Source organism: Salinicoccus hispanicus (genome assembly GCF_009831115.1).
Classification (GTDB): Bacteria; Bacillota; Bacilli; order Staphylococcales; family Salinicoccaceae; genus Salinicoccus; species Salinicoccus hispanicus.
In genome coordinates, this window is record NZ_WUUK01000001.1 from 622,758 (window position 1) to 642,185 (window position 19,428).

Consider the following 19,428-nt stretch of genomic DNA (forward strand, 5'->3'; position numbering starts at 1 on the left):
CACCCAGGTGCTGACATTTAAAAATATCCCTTATCAGATCAAACTGAATGACGGGGAAGAGCACCGGAAACAGCTGCCGGATCGATTCATGAATGCTGTCGAATCCGCTACGTTGCCAGAGGACAACATCATTCTGCTCAGGAAATGGGAGGATCATGGCACACGCTATGGAACGCCCGATGAGGTGTTCCAGGAAGTTGCCGAGGAACTCGAGGCACTTTATGGTGCAGAAAGACTGGATCGTCTCATCGAGGAAGCGAAGAGCAGATCGACTCCTGAACCTAAACGGTACTATAGATGGTCCGTCCAGGATTATGAATCCAGGGAAGACTGGAAAGATCGTCTCTGGCTGCTGAACCATATGGAAACACCCACTGCGGATGACTATGAACTGCTTGAACTTGCACTTTCAGATGACAAGATGCAGGTAAGAAGAGAAGCAGTCAGTCTGCTTGCAATGATCGAGGAGAAAAAGACACTGTCCTATCTTAAGCGTGCACTCCAGGATCGATCGGTGCCTGTAAGACGGACTGCAGGAGATGCCTACAGTGATCTCGGGTACGAAGAAGGTCTCCGGGACATGTATCCACTGCTGGGCGATAGAAGCCCGATTGTCCGTTGGCGTGCCGCCATGTTCGTCTACGAAGTCGGAGACGCGAGCAGCCTGCCGCATCTGAAAGCCCATAAGGATGACCCGCAGTATGATGTACGTCTCCAGATGGAGATGGCCATCGCCAGAATTGAACAGGGAGAGGCTGCACTCGGCAGCGTCTGGAAACAGATACAGGAAAGGAAGCGATAGAATGAACCCATACGAAGCATACATGAAAGAAGTTGCACAGCCGATGCGTGATGAATTGACACAGAGGTCCTTCGAAGACCTCACGACGGCTGGGGACGTGGACCAGTTCATGTCCGGCCTCGGTAAGGAAGAAACTGCTTTTGTTGTCATCAACAGCGTATGCGGCTGTGCTGCAGGACTGGCAAGACCAGCTGCAGTCACTGTCGCCGAGCAGAATCCTATACGTCCGGACAAAAGAGCAACCGTATTTGCGGGTCAGGATAAAGAGGCTACAGAGCGCATGCGTGAGTATGTCGGGCAGGCGCCTTCAAGCCCTTCAATGGCACTGTTCAAAGGGGATGCACTTGTGCATTTCATTCCACGTGAACATATTGAAGGCCGGGATATCAATGACATCATGATGGATATAAAAGAAGCCTTTGACGCGCATTGTGCATAATAAAAACAGGAAAGGCTGAGCCTTTCCTGTTTTTAATGATGATTATGGGACTAGTCGAAAATGCTCATGGACGTCATATATAAAGCGAGCAGCGTCAGACCGATTGTCATAAGTACTTCCATTGGCTACACCTCAAATGAATAGATTTAATCGCATACGTACATACGTACATTCATGTATTATTATATATAAATAATCATAAAAAGAAAAGGGGAGGATAAAATGAATCCTTTCGATAGTGAATATCACGAACTGATGAAAAAGATCATGACGGATGGCAAATACAAAGGTGACCGCACCGGTACTGGTACGTATTCGATATTCGGTCATCAGATGCGATTTGATATGCAGCACGGTTTTCCGCTTTTGACCACCAAAAAGGTACTGTTCAGGATGCTTGCTACAGAACTGATCTGGTTTATACGTGGTGATACGAATATCCGTTTCCTGCTGCAGTACAACAATAACATCTGGAATGAGTGGGCATTTAAAAACTGGGTCGAGTCCGATGAATATAAAGGACCGGATATGACGAACTTCGGAATCCGTGCACAGCAGGATGATGCGTTCAAGGAAGTTTATAAAGATGAGATGGAAACCTTCAAAGCACGTATTCTTGAAGATGATGCTTTTGCCGAAAAGTATGGAGATCTCGGTAATGTCTATGGCAGGCAATGGCGTGCCTGGGAAGGGCCGGATGGCAGCTTCACCGACCAGCTGAAGGATGTCGTCCGGAGCATCAGAAATAATCCGGATTCGAGGAGACACATCGTGACAGCCTGGAATCCGGCTGAAATCGATACGATGGCACTGCCACCATGCCATGCCTTTTTCCAGTTCTACGTTAATGAAGGGAAACTGAGCCTCCAGCTCTATCAGAGAAGTGGGGATGTTTTCCTCGGGGTGCCTTTCAATATTGCCAGCTATGCTCTGCTGCTGCAGCTTGTAGCCCGTGAATGCGGTCTCGAGGCAGACGAGTTCATCCATACACTGGGTGACGCGCACATCTACAGCAATCACGTAGATGCTGTAGAGAAACAGCTCGCACGCGAAGGTTTCACGCCACCGGAAATAAAGATAAATGGGGACCGTTCAATGTTCGAATTGGAATATGAAGATCTTGAAGTGGTGGACTATGAATCACACTCTTATATAAAGGCACCGATTGCGGTATAGGAGGATGAAAATGGTATCTTTGATTGTATGTCATTCAGCACAGAACGTCATCGGCTTCAAGAACAGCATGCCGTGGCATCTGCCCAATGACCTGAAACATGTCAAGAAGCTTACAGAAGGCAATACCATCGTCATGGGCAGGAAGACTTTCGAATCCATCGGTCGTCCGCTGCCCAATCGCCGCAATGTCGTACTGACACAGAGTGAAGATTTCTCGCATGAAGGCGTCGATGTTATCCACAGCATAGATGATATCGAAGCACTGGATGGCGAAGTATTCATCTTCGGCGGCAGTGGCGTCTACAGCCAGACGATGCACCTGGTTGATGAAATGCATGTGACACACATCTACGAAACATTCGGCGGCGATACCTTCTTCCCGGACTATGACAGTTCCGACTGGGAACTGGTGTCGAGTGAAGAGGGTACAGTCAATGAAAAGAACAGGTACCCGCACGAATTTCTGCACTATAGACGCAGAAACCGATAAAGGAGTGTCCGCTTTTGAATATTTGGAAATGGCTGTTCATTGGTCTGCTGATTGTGAACGTGGGCATCGTCATCTGGCTCTTCACCGTGCTGAACGGCAACTATGAAGCTCCGGATTCTGAAAATGATAATTATACGCCTTCGGAATCGGGTATAGAAATAAAGATGAACAACGATGCTGTCGAATCCGTACTTAATGAATCCATCAATGATGACAGTTTGACGATTTCAGTAGATGAATCAGGCATTGTACTTGATGCTGTCCAGGAAGCCTACGGATTCACAATCGATACATCAATTGCGCTTGATCCCGTATCCACTGGAGACGAGGTGGTCTTCGAAGCGAAGAACATCAACATAGCCGATCTTCCTTTGACGCAGGACATGCTGTATTCTCTGATCAGAACACAGAGTGACCTGCCGGAAGGCATCAGATTCAGCGATACGGAAAGGGCACTGGTTGTCGATTCCGCGGCATTGACAGAACAGATCGAGTGGGACGTGAAAGTCGATTCAATTGATTATGGGAATGATGAGTGGTATTTTTCTATAACAAGATAAAAGAAAATCAAGAGGTGAGTATTTTGGCAATAGCAACATTAGCAGGTGGATGTTTTTGGTGTCTCGTAAAACCATTTGACCAATTTGACGGAGTGAAATCGGTAGTTTCCGGCTACTCCAATGGTCATGTTGAAAATCCGACATACCAGGAAATATCAACAGGAACAACAGGACATGTCGAGGCTGTACAGATTGATTTCGATGAATCGGTCATGTCATATGAATACATGCTCGATATATTCTTCAAAACATTCGACCCGACAGATACAAACGGACAATTCGGCGACAGAGGACCACAGTATGCGCCCGCAATCTTCTATCATGATGATGAGCAGAAGCGTACTGCCGAAGCTGTAATCGAGAAGCTTGATGAACAGAATATATTCAACGGCCCGATTCGTACACCGGTGCTGCCATATAAGAACTTCTACAGAGCAGAAGAAGAGCATCAGGATTTCTATAAGACAAACAGTGCACACTATAATGCCTACTTCAAAGGTTCAGGCAGAAAATCATTCATAGAAGAGCATTGGGGGAAAGAGTAATGGCAATTGAAAAAAGTGAATCCGAACTGACTGCTGCCGAATACAATGTCATGAAGGAGAATGGTACCGAACCACCATTCCAGAACGAATACTGGAACCATTACGAAGATGGACTATACGTGGATAAGATCAAGGGCACACCACTTTTCACTTCACGTGACAAGTTTGCGTCCGATTGCGGATGGCCGAGTTTTGCGAAATCGATTTCGGAGGATGTATCAGAACACTTTGATGACTCATTCGGCATGCGCCGTACGGAAGTCAGAAGCGAAACATCAGACAGCCACCTTGGACACGTCTTCGAAGATGGTCCACAAGAACTCGGCGGCTTGCGCTACTGCATCAACTCAGCGGCGATGGAGTTCATTCCGAAAGACAGCCTTGAAGAAAAAGGGTACGGGGAATACTTGAAGTATTTCAACTAGATGTCATAAATAATAATATGGACAGGGGAGAAAGCACATGTTTAAAAATTTATTTGGAAAAAAGAACGAGGCAGACAAAGAGCTGAAAATCACAAGTCCTTTGAATGGAAAATATGTTAAACTGGAAGACATTCCAGATCCTGTTTTTGCGGAGAAGATGATGGGCGAAGGATTCGGTGTCGAGCCGACAGATGGTGAAGTGGTCGCACCTGTTTCCGGAACCGTCATGCAGGTCTTCCCTACAAATCATGCAATCGGCATCAAGACCGATAATGATATCGAGCTGCTCATCCACATCGGTCTTGAAACTGTTGCAATGGAAGGCAAAGGCTTTGAAGGTCATGTCTCCGAGGGAGATAAAGTTGAACAGGGAGACAAGCTTGTCACATTCGACTTCGACCTGGTCAAGTCGGAAGCGAACAGCACAATTTCCCCTGTCATCATAACCAATAGTGACATTCTCGAGTCTTTCAATATTGAGGAAGTCAGCAGTCTGAATCGGGCAGATACGGTTGTTGCAAGTGCTTCTATAAAATAATGAAGAACTATTCTTTCTATCAGTATCTCAAGACAAGAAGAGGGGAAGACTCGCCAATCGGTCGGTTGGCGAGCTTCGTCATGGAAGATTCCATGTTCCCCAAATATTCCGAGGACTATCTTGAAATTTCGGAATATCTTGAGGAGAACCCCTATGAAGACATGCCGCTTTCCCATTATGACTCAGCTTTTGATGACTATCGGAACTGGCTTTCCCACTAGCCGGACATTAATACCAACTAAAGGAGATTATTATTCATGAGTATTCACATCAATGCAAACAAGGGCGATATCGCAGAAACGATTCTGCTTCCTGGAGATCCACTAAGAGCTAAATATATTGCAGAGACTTTTCTCGATGACGTTGTCTGCTATAACGAAGTCCGTAATATGCTCGGTTTTACAGGCTACTACAAAGGCAAACGCATTTCTGTACAGGGTACAGGCATGGGGGTTCCATCCATCTCCATCTATATTCACGAACTCATGGCTGAGTACGGTGTCAAAAACCTGATTCGCGTCGGTACATGTGGTGCCATCCAGAAAGACGTGGAAGTCAGAGATGTCATTCTGGCACAGAGTGCATCAAGCGACTCATATCAGAACAGAAAACTTTTCAATAACATCGATTACGCTCCGACTTCAGACTTTGAACTGCTGCTTTCAAGTTATAATGAAGCAAAGAAAAAAGGGCTGAATGTCAAAGTAGGCAACGTATTCACGGCGGACTCCTTCTATGATGAAAATGGCAACATCGAACAGCTTGCAGAGTACGGTGTCCTGGCTGTGGAAATGGAATCCAGCGCACTCTTCACAATCAGCAAGAAGTTTGATGCCAGAGCACTTTCCATTCTTACCGTGTCGGATCATATCCTTACCGGAGAAGCCACATCAAGCGAAGAGCGCCAGACCACTTTCAATGAAATGATCGAAGTGGCACTGGATGCAAGCCTCCCTTTTGCAGAAGAAACTGAATAGCATTCATCAGGAACAGTGCCCGGCACTGTTCTTTTTCTTTAATTTTCAAGCTTAAACTGGTAAACTGAAACTTAATTATTCAAGCAGAAATTAGGTGTGTGTTTTGAGCGAAGAAAACGAGCGTCAAGAGTCCAGATTTGCAGAGGGACGACGTATCAATATCAATTTTTTCTGGTTTATCATCATCATATTGACATCAATCATTGCTACAGCTGTCATTACTGCACTCAGTCTCGAAGCAGGCTCTGAGAAAGCTGTGAATGTCGGTACAGACACGAGAAGCGAGTTTGCCAAACTCTATAATGTGTACGATACAATAAATGCAAATTACTATGACGAAGTTGATCGTGAAGCTCTGATCGAGTCTTCCATACAGGGCATGGTCGAAGGACTTGATGATCCATACAGCGAATATATGAACAATGAAGAACTGGCACAATTCCAGGAGTCTGTGACAGGTGACTTTGAAGGCATCGGCGCAGAGGTGATGCAGGAAGGCAATCGTGTCATCATCACATCCCCGATGCGAGGTTCTCCAGCTGAGGAAGCCGGTCTCGAACCAGGAGACGAAATCATTGCCGTGGATGGTGAATCCATTGAAGGATGGACCACACAGGAAGCTGTACAGCTGATACGTGGAGAAAAAGGCACAGATGTTGTTCTGACCATTGTCAGAGGCGAAGGTGATCCGATGGATGTGACAATCACCCGAGATACCATACACATCGACAGCGTCACCTATGAAGAGGTCGAAGGTGTCGGCCACATCAGCATCAACCGTTTCCAGGAAGGTACGACAGAAGAGTTTGAGAATATGCTCAACGCGGCAGCTGAAGATGATGTAGAGGATGTCATCATCGATTTCAGATATAATCCGGGGGGTCTTCTGGATGAAGCTGTCAGCATGATCAACCAGTTCATCGACCAGAATGAAACTGTGCTCTATTTGGAAGAGAATGGCGGAGAGCGCACAGAAATCAAGACAACTGATGAGCAGAATCCGAACACTGACGACTTCAACGTCTATATACTGATCAATGAAGGCTCTGCAAGCGCCTCCGAAGTATTTACAGGCGCACTGGATGATCTTACCGATGCGACCGTCGCAGGGACACAGTCCTTCGGTAAAGGTGTCGTCCAGCGCACGGTTGAACTTGGCGATGACTCGCTGTTGAAGTACACGAACACCAAGTGGCTGACGCCGGATGGCACCTGGATACATGGGGGAGGCATCACTCCGGATATACAGCTGGTAAACCCTGACTACTACAGAGTTGAAATGCTGAATCCCGATGAAGTGTATACAGAGGACGTCAGCAATGATACAGTGAAGTCAATCAAGGTTGCACTGGACACGCTCGGCTACGAGATTGATGATTTCGACGAAACTTTTGATGCATCATTGACCGCAGCAGTGGAATCATTCCAGGCAGATCAGGATCTTGAACAGAGCGGGGATGTCACTGGCGAAACTTCAACTGCAATGATGAGTGAACTCAGGGACTATATCAACAGCAATGATGCCCAGCTCAATTATCTGGTCGACTTTATTAATGAAGAATATACTGAAAAAGAAATAGAAACATACGCAGACGAGCGCGCACAGCATCTGGAGATTGAAGAACGTGAAGATCATTCAGATCAGGACGCCGGGAACGAAGAGGAATCAACAGAAGAATAGCAGTCAAGCCGTATGAACATGATGTTTATGCGGCTTTATATTGTATCAATGGCTAAAATAGTTTAAAGTAATTAGCATAAAAGAGTTTTTGGAGGAAAGTATGGAACCAAAGAAAAGAAAAGTCGTCCTCACAGGTGGGGGCACAGTCGGACACGTAATGCTCAACAAACTGCTCATCCCCGGGTTTATAAATAGAGGGATAGAACCTGTCTATCTGGGTTCAAAGAAAGGGATAGAAAAGGAAATCATCGGTGCGACTTCCATAAAATACTATAATATTTCGAGCGGGAAACTGAGACGCTACCTTTCCTCGGAAAACTTCAAAGACATATTCAAAGTCATGAAGGGTATCGGTGATGCCCGCAAAGTATTGAAAAAGGAAAATGTCGAATTTGTATTTTCAAAAGGTGGATTTGTCAGTGTACCTGTCGTACTGGCTGCCAAGTCGCTCGGCATCCCCGTCTATATCCATGAGTCCGATATAACACCAGGCCTGGCGAATAGAATAGCAGGCAAATTCGCAACCAGAATATTCGTCACTTTCAAAAGGACACTTGAATATATTCCTTCAGACAAGGCTGAATATATTGGGCCTGTAATACGTGATGAACTGAAACGCGGCTATAGCAAAATCGGTTATGAACTGACCGGCTTTAATCCGGATAAACCTGTGATGATCGTAATGGGTGGTTCGCTCGGTGCCCGTTCCATCAATCAGTTCATCAGAAACAATCTGGATGAACTGACCAGGGAATGGCAGATCATCCATCTATGCGGCAGGGGCAACTATCAGGAAGGACTGGACAGGGACAACTATAAACAGTTCGAGTTTGTCAAAAAGGAACTTCCACACCTTATCACGATTTCCGATATCGCCGTCGGCCGTAGTGGTTCGAATGCCATCTACGAATTCCTCCTTAATGAAAAACCGATGATACTCATCCCACTGCCACGTTCCCAGAGCAGGGGAGACCAGGTGGAGAATGCAGAGTATTTCAAGGAGAAAGGCTATGCAGAGGTCATACAGGACGAGGAACTTGATATGGAAATCTTCCAGCAGACACTCACACGGATTGATTCCAATAAGGAAGCCATCGTAGACTGCATGTGCAAGTTCGAGGGTGGCTTCAAACCCCAGGAACTCGTAGATCTTCTGATCACCAAGGAGGCACAGCAATGAGTCGACTGAAAAAAATATCCCTGTTTCTGGTTTTCACCCTGATTTTCGGTGTCATCGCCTTCTTCCACGAATCTCGCCTCGGGCGCTGGATTGATACTGAAGTATATGAATTCATATACGCATCGGAGAGTTTCATCACGACGGCGCTCATGCTTGGTTTCACCCAGGTGGGTGAAGTGCTGTCGATGGTCATACTGTCACTCATCATGATCACAATACTGATGCTCTACCGCCTCAAGTTCGAGACACTTTTTCTGATCATCTCCATGCTCTCGAGCAGTGTACTCGTACCTGTGTTGAAAAACACCTTTGACAGACAGAGGCCATCCCTCCTCAGGCTGATAGATATTACCGGGTTCAGCTTCCCGAGTGGCCATGCCATGGGATCGTCCATTTTTTTCGGTTCATTGATGGCACTCATCAAAAATAGTGAATTGAATCATAAGGGGATATTATACGGCATATGTGCAACTTTCATTCTGATGATATCCTCTTCCAGAGTCTATCTGGGAGTGCACTATCCGACAGATATCATTGCCGGAATCGTAGCCGGAACAGCCGTCGTCATCGGTACGAGTTTCATAATGCACAAAAAGCTTGACAAGCTTCCAACGCCTGTTTAGAATGTAATTGAAAATGATTATCAATGATAATGAATAAGCCCCCCTTATTTAACAGATCATTTTCAAGACAAAGAAATATATCCATAAACATATGGCGGCGCCCTTCTGGGCGTTGCCAATTTTTTTGTATGCACTTATAATTATCTTGTCAATATATATCAGTGAGGTGAGATCAGATGGTCGTCAATCTGTATGAGTCCATAATCCTGGAAAATGAAAGAATCAGGCTCATCCCCATGCAGCCGGGCCATGCCCGGGAACTGCACGAAATCAATCACGAGTCCATCTGGTCGTATATGCTGTTCCAGGCAACGAATGAAGACCTCATGCAGGAGTGGGTGAGAAGCGCCATAGAACTCAGGAACCAGCTTAGGGACATCCCTTTTGTCGTCGTATTGAAAACGACTGATGAAGTGCTCGGCAGTACGAGAATCCAGCAAATCGACTACGAGAGGCAGAGCTGCGAAATCGGCGCGTCATGGTTCGGGACAAGGGCCCAGCGTACTTTCGTCAATTCCGACAGCAAGTTTCTGCTGCTCGAGTACTGTTTTGAAGTGCTCAATATGATGCGTGTCCAGATTCGTGCGGATGAAAGAAATGTCAGAAGCAACCGTGCGATCGAACGGATCGGTTTTACGAAAGAAGGCATCATCCGCAAGGAGCGAAACCTCCGTGGTGTTGCACGCAATATCATCATCTATTCCATAATTGATGATGAATGGCCGGAAGTCAAAAAGAACCTGCTCATCAAACAGCAGAGCTATATGATGGATCTGCCCCTGGAAACTGTAAGCTGACGCATGATATCCATCATGCGTTTTTTTAATGCTTCCAGCATGATATGATTACAAAAACAGAAGATAGGAAGATTATGATGAAACATATTCTAGTTGTGGAAGATGAAATGAATCTCGCCCGCTTCATAGAGCTTGAGCTCGTTCATGAGGGGTATCAGGTCACTTTATCCGCCGATGGGGGGGATGGCCTGGATAAGGCCTATTCATTCGACTATGACTGCATACTGCTCGATCTGATGCTGCCTGAGCTGAATGGTCTGGAAGTATGCAGACGACTGCGTAAGGAGAAGGATACACCGATCATCATCATTACAGCCAAGGGTGAGACATACGACAAGGTGGTCGGACTCGATTATGGTGCAGATGACTATATTGTAAAACCATTTGAAATAGAAGAACTGCTGGCAAGGATACGTGTCATCATGCGCCGCTCCACTTCAAAAGAGCAGAAACGCGAAGTGCTTTCCATGCACGGCATTGTCATGGATGGAAAGGCTCACCACGTTACGATTGATGATGTCCATATCGATCTGACCAAGACGGAATACGACCTGCTCCACCTGCTGATGAAAAATGCCGGTGTCGTCCTCCAGAGGGAGACCATTCTGGATCATGTATGGGGATATGATAGTGAAGTGGAAACAAATGTCGTTGATGTCTACATCAGGTACCTGCGCAATAAGCTCAAGCCATTCGACAGGCATAAACTGATAGAGACCGTCAGAGGTGTCGGGTATGTGATCCGGTCATGAACAGACAATCGCTGAAATACAGATGGCTTCGGCTATCCACACTGATCATTTCCATCACATATCTGATGTTCAGCTCCCTGCTCATCTATCTGACCAGCATCTACCTGGAAAACCAGGAGTACCGTTCGATAGACCGAAGTCTTGAGGAGCTGGAGAGCATATATGAAGGTCAGCCGATCAATACCATCAACGAAAATGAAATCTATTCGAGTCTTTATGACGGGCAGAAGATGATTCTCTATACACAGAGTGGGGAAGAAGTTTTCAGCGCCACTGCCGGTATACCGCTGGTTTATGAAAGTGAGTTCGAGCCTGTACTTGAGAAGGAGATCACTTCCATGGATACAGAGGATGGCAGTTTTTTCAAAGGAAGCATCAGGATCGATTCAGTCTACTGGAATGGTTACCTTTCGGTCATACACCCGCTCGACTACTACCATTCGGTCATCCGCATGATGGTCTTCATCGCCATCATTGTCGGCTTCATCTCCATTCTCTTCACCTCGATCATCAGCTACTTCTTTTCCACACAGATGGTCAAGCCGATCCGGAACATTGCCAACCAGCTGAGAAGAATAGAAGATGAAGGGTTCTCCGAACGGCTCCAGATACAGACCAACACCGAAGAAACCGACTACATGGTCGAATCATTCAACCATATGATGGATTCGCTGGAGAGATCCTATAACCAGCAGAAACAGTTCGTAGAGGATGCGTCCCATGAACTCAGAACGCCACTCCAGATCATACAGGGGCATCTGAAGCTGATTAACAGATGGGGACGGCATAAGCCTGAAGTTCTCGACGAATCATTGAACATTTCAATCGATGAACTCCAGCGGATCAACAAGCTTGTCGAAGAACTCCTGCTTCTGACAAAGAATGAAGGCAGGACAAAAGAAGTCATGGAAGAGGTCGATATCAACAAGGAAGTGAAGAGCAGGGTGGCTGCATTCAGACAGCTGCATCCGGACTATACTTTCAATCTTGATCTTGACGATAGAAAGATCCGGTTCCTCATCAATCCTTATCATCTTGAGCAGATGCTGGTCATTTTTCTGGATAATGCAATCAAATACGACCATGAACAGAAACATATCAATGTCACTACAAAAAAACACGAGGACCATTTCGACATTTCAATCGTCGATCACGGAATCGGCATCCCGGAAAGCGAAATTGAAGCCATTTTCGACCGATTCTACAGAGTCGACAAATCAAGGAGCAGGGAACTCGGCGGCAACGGTCTCGGACTCTCTATCGCACAAAAACTTATCGATAACTATAAGGGTAGAGTATGGATAGAAAGCAATGAGGGAGCGTTTACAAAAGTGACGATAAGATTCCCTCTAAAAAATAGACAATTGTAATAATTACAGCAACTATTGGCTTTAAAACGAAATACCATAGTGCTAGAATGGAACTGTATAAGATAAAAGAATCTAAAGAGGGTGGCAAAATGCAAGAGAAAGAACTTGAGAATGCCCCGGTTCGTTTTGGTACCAATCTGGGGATGATTCTCGAGCTTCACGAGATGTACCAGGAAAATCCAGACAGCGTCAGTGATGAAATGCGTTATCTGTTTGAAAATATCAGTTCTGGACAGGCAGGTACTGCTCAATCGGATATGGATCACAGTAAAGTGAAAAGTCTATTGCGTCTGATAGATAATATCAGGCTGTTTGGTCATCTGGAATCGGATATCTATCCTGTCTATACACCGGATGTAAAAAATGTTCCAAGCCTGGACTTTAAAGACTACAACCTGACTGAAGAGGACCTGAAAAGGCTGCCTGCTTCACTTGTAAGCGTGCACCTTGGTGACTATTACGATAATGCCTATGAAGCAGTCACCCAGCTCCATTCACTATACACTGGACCGCTCGCATACGAGTATATGCACATCAACGATACGCAAGAGCGCCAATGGCTGAAGGAAACAATTGAAACACAGAAGGAAGTTTCCCTTTCTGATGACGAAAAGAAGCACCTGTTCAAAACACTTGCAAAAGTGGAAGGGTTTGAAAAGTATCTGCACAAGAACTTTGTAGGGGCAAAACGCTTTTCCATCGAAGGTGTCGATTCCATAGTGCCACTGCTTGACCATATGCTCGGACTGATGGCGGACGAAGGCATCCCCAATCTGCAGATCGGAATGGCACACCGCGGCCGGCTGAATGTACTGACCCACGTCCTCGAGAAGCCATATGAAATGATGATCAGTGAATTCATGCATACAGATCCGATGAAGTTTCTTCCTGAAGACGGTTCTCTTGAAATCACACAAGGCTGGATGAAGGATGTAAAATACCACCTGGGTGGAGCGAAAACAAGAGAAGACAAAGGAATGAAGCAGCGAATCAGTTTGGCCAATAACCCAAGCCATCTGGAAGTTGTAGGACCGATTGTCCTCGGCAAGACCCGCGCACAGCAGGAGACTACCGATCATGCAGGATATCCGGATCAGGATTTCAACAAGGCGATTGCAGCAATCATACATGGCGACGCAGCCTTCCCGGGACAGGGTATTGTCTATGAATCCCTGAACCTCGGTAAACTGGATGGATACAGTGTCGGCGGTTCCGTCCATATCATTGCTAATAACCGGATCGGCTTTACTACTGAAGAGACAGATGCACGATCGACGGTATACGCCTCGGATGCAGCCCTCGGTTTCGATCTGCCGATTCTCCACGTCAACGCAGATCGTCCTGAGCATGTGCTCAGAACAGTAGAGATTGCACTTGAATATAGACAGAAATTCAACAAGGATATCGTCATCGACGTTCTTGGCTATAGAAGATATGGGCACAACGAAATGGATGAACCGACAACGACCAACCCACTTCTATACAAGGAAGTGAAGTCCCACGATACAATCGACGAAATCTATGGTGCTAAACTTGTGGAGGAAAACGTCATTTCAGAAGATGAAAAGACTGAAATCATACAGGGTGTACTGGATGAAATGAGAGCGGCCCATGACCAGATCGACAAGAGTGATACGAATGTAGATGGGCATCTTGAAACCCCGGAAGCCATCATGGAAGGCCAGGAAAACCCCGAAGATGATATTTCACGGGAACGTCTTGAAAAAATCAATGATGATCTCTTCCAATATCCTGATTCCTTCACAGTATTCAAAAAGCTTTCCAACGTACTTGAAAGAAGGAAAAAACCGTTTGAAGACGATGAAGAGCTCATAGACTGGGCACATGCGGAAGTACTTGCTTTTGCATCAATCAACCAGGATGGTACTCCGATCAGATTGACTGGACAGGATTCAGAAAGAGGTACGTTTGCCCAGAGGCATGCTGTACTGCACGATCCTGAAACAGGAGAAAATCATATTCCGCTCCATGCAGTCAGTGATTCAAACGCTACATTCGATGTGCATAATTCACCACTTTCAGAGGCTGCAGTCGTCGGTTTCGATTATGGATACAATGTAGAGCAAAAGACGGTCATGGCAATATGGGAAGCACAATATGGCGACTTCTCGAACATGGCACAGGTAATCTTCGACAACTTCATGGCCGCAGGCAATGCCAAGTGGGGAGAGACATCCGGAATGACACTGTTCCTTCCTCATGCTCAGGAAGGGCAGGGTGCAGAACACTCCTCAGCACGCCTGGAACGCTACCTCCAGCTTGCTGCTGAAAATAATATGACTGTTGCCAACCTGTCCAGTGCATCGAACTACTTCCACCTTCTTAGAAAACAGGCAAAATATCTTGGTACGGAAAAAATGAGGCCACTGGTACTCATGACACCAAAAAGCCTGCTCCGCAACCAGATCGTCAGTGAACCTGTAAGTGCTTTTACAGAAAGCAGCTTCAAGGAAATCATACTGCCGGAGTACAAGCGGACAAAAGTCAGAAAGGTATTGATTGCCAGCGGCAAGATGGCTGTCGACCTGCTGACAGAGCAGAAGAAAAATCCAGATGATGCAGTAATGATCATCCGACTGGAGCAGATCTATCCCTTCCCTTCTGAGAAGGTCCAGGAGGTACTGAAAGGTCTCAGGAATCTGGATGAAGTCAGATTTGTCCAGGAGGAACCTGAAAACATGGGCACATACAACTATGCTCTTCCGTTCCTGCTCGAGATAGTACCGGAAAAAGTGGAAGTGGACTATGTAGGCAGAATCAGGCGTGCCTCTCCTGCAGAAGGTGATGGAGAATCCTATAAACTGATACAACAGAATATTATTGAAACTGCTCTAAAATCATAGGAGGTAGAATAATGGCTGAAGTTAAAGTCCCAGAATTGGCTGAATCAATTACAGAAGGAACGATTGCAAGTTGGCTGAAACAAAAAGGTGACCAGGTCGAAAAAGGAGAAAATATCCTCGAACTTGAGACGGATAAGGTCAACGTGGAAGTAATCAGTGAAGAAGCCGGTGTCATCACCGAGCTCAAAGCTGAAGAAGGCGATACGGTCGAAGTCGGCCAGGTCATCGCCATTGTTGAAGAGAATGGCGAAGCAGGCAGTTCATCAGAAGAATCTGAAGAGAGCACGAAAGAAGACAAATCAGAGCCTGAGCAATCTTCCGACAGCTCAGAACAGAAGGAAGAACAAAAGAAACAAGAAGAACAGCCAAACGGTGAGCGCATTGTAGCCACACCTTCAGCGAGGCGCATGGCTCGTGAGAAAGGCATCGATATCAACGATATCAATGCTTCCGATCCAAGGGGGCTTGTAAGAAGCCAGGATGTCGAAGGCCACGGCAAGCAGCCTGAGAAATCAGAGGCACCTAAAAAGCAGGAGCAGCCCAAGAAGCAGGATTCCGGCAAACCGGATAAGCCTGTAATCAGAGAAAAGATGTCCCGCAGAAGACAGACCATTGCCAAACGTCTTCTCGAAGTTTCACAGAACACAGCAATGCTGACGACTTTCAATGAGGTCGACATGACGAATCTCATGGAACTCAGAAAGCGCAAGAAGGAACAGTTCCAGGAACGCCATGATGGCACCCGTCTTGGATTCATGTCATTCTTTACTAAAGCATCCGTCGCAGCACTCAGAAAGTATCCTGCTGTCAATGCTGAAATTGATGGGGAAGATCTTGTCCTCAAGCAGTTCTATGATATCGGTGTTGCAGTGTCGACTGATGAAGGTCTCGTTGTCCCGGTAGTCAGGGATTGTGACCGTAAGACATTCGCAGATATCGAAAATGATATCGTCGATATGGCGAAGAAGGCACAGAATAAAAAGCTCGGCCTTGATGACATGACCGGCGGTTCATTTACAATTACAAATGGTGGCGTATTCGGCTCACTGATGTCCACACCGATCATCAATGGTACACAGGCAGCCATCCTCGGCATGCATACCATTCAGAAACGTCCTGTGGCAGTCGATGATGAAACAATGGAAATCCGTCCGATGATGTACATTGCTCTAAGCTATGACCACAGGGTCATCGATGGCAAAGAGGCGGTAGGGTTCCTCAAAACAATCAAGGATCTCGTTGAAAACCCTGAAGATCTTCTGCTTGAAGGATAAAACAATAATATTTATGACAGGCGTCCATAGGACGCCTGTCTTTTTTATGTTAGAATCATAATAAAATCAAATGTCTGGAGAGATGAACATGCTTCATGAAACTTGGAACGACAACAACTTGAGAACGGTCAAAGTAAAACATACAGATGCTAAGAAATATAAAGTATCAGATATGCTGACAGCCGGAAAGCTGTATACGGTAGTCAATGAAACCGAAGAATATATTTTTGTTAAAGATAACTCGGGAAAAGTCGGCGGCTACTATAAGACCTACTTTGAAGAAGCTGAATAGATATGCCGATACAATTTCTTCACAATGATGAGACAATCAAAGGGGATGCGATGATCATCCTTTCCCTCGGCAAGAATCTTCTGCTCAAGGGTCCTACCGGGGCTGGAAAGACCCGTCTTGCAGAAAACATGGCTGAAGCGCTTGATCAGCACATCTACAGCATCAACTGCTCCGTGGATGTGGATATCGAATCCCTGCTTGGATTCAAGACAATTGAATATACGGAAGGCCGGCAGGAAATTACTTTCATAGATGGCCCTGTCGTTTGTGCCATGAAGGAAGGCGCGATTCTATATATTGATGAGATCAACATGGCCAGGCCTGAAGTGCTGCCGATACTCAATGCGGCACTCGACTACCGCAGAACGATCACCAACCCGCTGACCGGGGATGTCATTACAGCTGAACAGGGGTTCAGGGTCATCGCAGCGATCAATGTCGGATATGTCGGGACCATGCCTATGAACGAAGCACTTCTTAACCGCTTCAATGTTATCGAACTCGGATATGTATCGAAGGAAGCACTTGCCGAAATATTGAAAGCACAGAGCATACAAAAAGATGGGAGTATCATTGAGGAGATTGCACAATTCCACAGTGATCTTGTCACAATGACAGAGCAGGGCCAGATTTCCCAGGAAGCTTCAAGTGTCAGAAGTCTGATCGATCTTGCAGATCTGAGCACAAAGATGCCGATCAGTCGTGCCTGCCACCGTGCAATCATCGACAAGCTGGATAGTGAGCAGGAGAAAAAGGCAATACTGAATGCAGCAGAACTTCAATTTGGAATGGGATGACCATGGGCTATTCATTTATAAAATTCAATGATGAGATTGTAGACTCCAAAATCATGATGGAACTGACAGACCTTGCAAGGCTGCTTCTTAGGAACAAGGAAGTGACAGTGTCCGTAAGGAAGTACAGCTACTATGATCCTGTTGAAAATACATTCAATCTGAGCTTCTTCTGGAAGCATCGAACCGATATCACCGAAAGGGAAGGATTCAGATACGATATACTGACCCGGTATCCTTCCACTTCCATCATGGACTACAGCCAGTATGACAGCATGAAGGACACGGGTGTACTGACGCAGCAGATTTTCCTGTCCCTGGAATACTACAGAAACCGCCGGGCTGCTTTCCACTCCCGCCCTCTGATCAGCAGCATGGTGGAAGAGGGGGATCGCATAAGAATCAGAGAATACAGCAGGAATGCTGCCACTGATGCCGAGGCGTTTCTCAAATCATTCAATATTGCCATCTTAGAGCGCAAGGATGCCCTTCATGCATTTGGTGAAGATTTCCCCCTGATCAGCACAAGTACAGAAGAAAGCATCCATCTGACTGAAGAGATCATTTCGATGCTTTCCTCCCGCATCTCGCTCAATACTGCGTTTCAGATACATGATATGCCCTTCAACGAAATCAGTGTGTTCAATAGAACGACACCATTCAGAAAAGATGCTGCAAAACTGGAAAGTGAAGAAGAGACGGAAGAGAATTCGACTCGCAGTGTCGATACAAAGACCGATCGTGATGCGAATGATGCGAATGTCCTTGGTGAGACAGGTGACAATTCATCACGTAAAAGTGCACATGGCAGGCAGAATGACCATAATGATGATGTATCCGACTATTATGAAGGATTTGGCAGCAATACTGGGGAAAATCAATTTGAAGACAGGGGACGTACCAATCAGTATGCAACTCTCAACGTGCTGCGTCCAAAGGTAAAACTTTCCCAGTACAATGACTACAGGAATATATTCGAGTCCTATAATCATGTGGCCCAGAAAGTCATCGGGGATATCACACAGATTCTCAACTATAAGATGAATGCCTATCAGACACGCCGCACTTCAGGCAAACTGATGAAGAATCCCGTTGGACCGCTCATCGATAACAGTCACAAATTGTTTGTCAAAAAGAACACCGAATCGAAAGAAATCGATGCTGTATTCACGATCATCATCGATCAGTCATTTTCAATGACGGAACATCTTGCAGGATGTCGGAATGGCGCAATCATCCTGAATAACATACTTCGGACACTCCATGTTCCACACCGTATCATTTCATATCATGAAGATACTTTTGAAGTAATGAAAAACCATTACCCGAATAACATATACGAGCATCTGGATTTTGAAAGATCCAGATACTACTATCCTGTGTCACTGATGGATCTTGAAACTTCCGGTGATAACAGGGATGGGCTCATCATCAGAAACGAAATAGAGAATCTCGAGCAGCGCAGTGAAAAGGATCGGTTCATCATCATGTTCTCCGATGGACTGCCAAGTGCAGAGCAGTATAACCAGAGTGGCATCATAGACACGCATGAAGCAGTTCAGGAAGCCAGGAAATCAGGAATACAGGTCATCAATATGTTCATAGACCAGGATAATGAAGAGAATACACTGGCAGCCATCAGGAATATTTACGATACAGACACTGTAATTGTCCATGATGCAGAAGAGATTGCTTTCGCGCTGCCGAACCTGTTGAAGAGGGTACTGGCAAAGATACTGATGTAATCCCGGGTTGTGATGTCTGATTATTAAGAATCTTATGGACTTGATCAGATTTGTGTTGTACACTAATGAATGTCGTTTTATTATTCTTTCGTATCAGGAGGTCA

21 protein-coding genes are annotated in these 19,428 nt (G+C 45.8%); all 21 read left to right on the top strand.

Annotation, left to right across the window (positions count from 1 at the left end; all coding sequences use genetic code 11):
- Positions 1 to 7 precede the first annotated feature (7 nt).
- The 21 genes from GQ671_RS03185 (at position 8) to GQ671_RS03285 (ending at position 19,324) form a co-directional block, all read left to right on the top strand.
- Complete coding sequence (locus GQ671_RS03185; RefSeq protein WP_322789452.1) at positions 8 to 802, top strand: virulence factor; 795 nt, start codon at positions 8 to 10, stop codon at positions 800 to 802.
- Position 803: 1 nt separating this feature from the next.
- Positions 804 to 1,241, top strand: coding sequence for a BrxA/BrxB family bacilliredoxin (locus tag GQ671_RS03190; protein ID WP_160652588.1), 438 nt, complete (start codon positions 804 to 806; stop codon positions 1,239 to 1,241).
- A gap of 222 nt (positions 1,242 to 1,463) precedes the next feature.
- On the top strand, positions 1,464 to 2,417 hold the full coding sequence (locus GQ671_RS03195) for a thymidylate synthase (RefSeq protein ID WP_160652591.1): 954 nt from the start codon (positions 1,464 to 1,466) through the stop codon (positions 2,415 to 2,417).
- Positions 2,418 to 2,427: 10 nt separating this feature from the next.
- Positions 2,428 to 2,907 carry a dihydrofolate reductase gene (locus GQ671_RS03200; RefSeq protein WP_160652594.1) on the top strand — a complete coding sequence of 160 codons (480 nt, stop codon included), beginning with the start codon at positions 2,428 to 2,430 and terminating at the stop codon, positions 2,905 to 2,907.
- Positions 2,908 to 2,921: 14 nt separating this feature from the next.
- Positions 2,922 to 3,467 (top strand): DUF2140 family protein, encoded by a 546-nt coding sequence (locus tag GQ671_RS03205; RefSeq protein ID WP_160652597.1) that lies wholly within the window; start codon positions 2,922 to 2,924, stop codon positions 3,465 to 3,467.
- Between the two features lie 23 nt (positions 3,468 to 3,490).
- Entirely contained in the window at positions 3,491 to 4,012 is a 522-nt protein-coding gene (msrA, locus tag GQ671_RS03210; RefSeq protein ID WP_160652600.1) for a peptide-methionine (S)-S-oxide reductase MsrA, read from the top strand.
- Positions 4,012 to 4,437, top strand: a complete 426-nt coding sequence (gene msrB, locus GQ671_RS03215; protein ID WP_160652603.1) for a peptide-methionine (R)-S-oxide reductase MsrB — start codon at positions 4,012 to 4,014, stop codon at positions 4,435 to 4,437. Before msrA ends, msrB begins: the two co-directional genes overlap by 1 nt.
- 37 nt (positions 4,438 to 4,474) lie before the next feature.
- The gene (locus tag GQ671_RS03220; RefSeq protein WP_160652606.1) at positions 4,475 to 4,975 is read left to right on the top strand and encodes a PTS sugar transporter subunit IIA; all 501 of its coding nucleotides are present in this window, start codon (positions 4,475 to 4,477) and stop codon (positions 4,973 to 4,975) included.
- Entirely contained in the window at positions 4,975 to 5,196 is a 222-nt protein-coding gene (locus GQ671_RS03225; RefSeq protein WP_160652609.1) for a YozE family protein, read from the top strand. Before GQ671_RS03220 ends, GQ671_RS03225 begins: the two co-directional genes overlap by 1 nt.
- Before the next feature lie 36 nt (positions 5,197 to 5,232).
- Entirely contained in the window at positions 5,233 to 5,952 is a 720-nt protein-coding gene (gene deoD, locus GQ671_RS03230; RefSeq protein WP_160652612.1) for a purine-nucleoside phosphorylase, read from the top strand.
- Positions 5,953 to 6,055: 103 nt separating this feature from the next.
- Positions 6,056 to 7,633 carry a S41 family peptidase gene (locus GQ671_RS03235; RefSeq protein WP_160652615.1) on the top strand — a complete coding sequence of 526 codons (1,578 nt, stop codon included), beginning with the start codon at positions 6,056 to 6,058 and terminating at the stop codon, positions 7,631 to 7,633.
- Positions 7,634 to 7,733: 100 nt separating this feature from the next.
- Positions 7,734 to 8,813 carry an undecaprenyldiphospho-muramoylpentapeptide beta-N-acetylglucosaminyltransferase gene (locus GQ671_RS03240; protein WP_160652618.1) on the top strand — a complete coding sequence of 360 codons (1,080 nt, stop codon included), beginning with the start codon at positions 7,734 to 7,736 and terminating at the stop codon, positions 8,811 to 8,813.
- Positions 8,810 to 9,436, top strand: a complete 627-nt coding sequence (locus GQ671_RS03245) for a phosphatase PAP2 family protein (protein ID WP_160652621.1) — start codon at positions 8,810 to 8,812, stop codon at positions 9,434 to 9,436. Before GQ671_RS03240 ends, GQ671_RS03245 begins: the two co-directional genes overlap by 4 nt.
- A 176-nt stretch (positions 9,437 to 9,612) precedes the next feature.
- The gene (locus GQ671_RS03250) at positions 9,613 to 10,233 is read left to right on the top strand and encodes a GNAT family N-acetyltransferase (RefSeq protein ID WP_160652623.1); all 621 of its coding nucleotides are present in this window, start codon (positions 9,613 to 9,615) and stop codon (positions 10,231 to 10,233) included.
- 77 nt (positions 10,234 to 10,310) lie between these two features.
- Positions 10,311 to 10,985 (top strand): response regulator transcription factor, encoded by a 675-nt coding sequence (locus GQ671_RS03255; protein ID WP_160652626.1) that lies wholly within the window; start codon positions 10,311 to 10,313, stop codon positions 10,983 to 10,985.
- Complete coding sequence (locus GQ671_RS03260) at positions 10,982 to 12,355, top strand: HAMP domain-containing sensor histidine kinase (RefSeq protein ID WP_160652629.1); 1,374 nt, start codon at positions 10,982 to 10,984, stop codon at positions 12,353 to 12,355. The genes GQ671_RS03255 and GQ671_RS03260 overlap by 4 nt, the downstream gene beginning before the upstream one ends.
- An 89-nt stretch (positions 12,356 to 12,444) precedes the next feature.
- Entirely contained in the window at positions 12,445 to 15,219 is a 2,775-nt protein-coding gene (locus GQ671_RS03265) for a 2-oxoglutarate dehydrogenase E1 component (RefSeq protein ID WP_160652632.1), read from the top strand.
- A gap of 11 nt (positions 15,220 to 15,230) precedes the next feature.
- Positions 15,231 to 16,493 (top strand): 2-oxoglutarate dehydrogenase complex dihydrolipoyllysine-residue succinyltransferase, encoded by a 1,263-nt coding sequence (gene odhB / locus GQ671_RS03270; RefSeq protein ID WP_160652634.1) that lies wholly within the window; start codon positions 15,231 to 15,233, stop codon positions 16,491 to 16,493.
- Between the two features lie 88 nt (positions 16,494 to 16,581).
- Positions 16,582 to 16,785, top strand: coding sequence for a DUF6501 family protein (locus GQ671_RS03275; protein WP_160652636.1), 204 nt, complete (start codon positions 16,582 to 16,584; stop codon positions 16,783 to 16,785).
- A gap of 2 nt (positions 16,786 to 16,787) precedes the next feature.
- Positions 16,788 to 17,582: an ATP-binding protein gene (locus tag GQ671_RS03280; RefSeq protein ID WP_160652638.1), complete on the top strand. Its 795-nt coding sequence runs from the start codon at positions 16,788 to 16,790 to the stop codon at positions 17,580 to 17,582.
- A 2-nt stretch (positions 17,583 to 17,584) separates the two neighbouring features.
- Positions 17,585 to 19,324, top strand: coding sequence for a vWA domain-containing protein (locus GQ671_RS03285; RefSeq protein WP_160652640.1), 1,740 nt, complete (start codon positions 17,585 to 17,587; stop codon positions 19,322 to 19,324).
- The last annotated feature ends 104 nt before the right edge of the window (positions 19,325 to 19,428 follow it).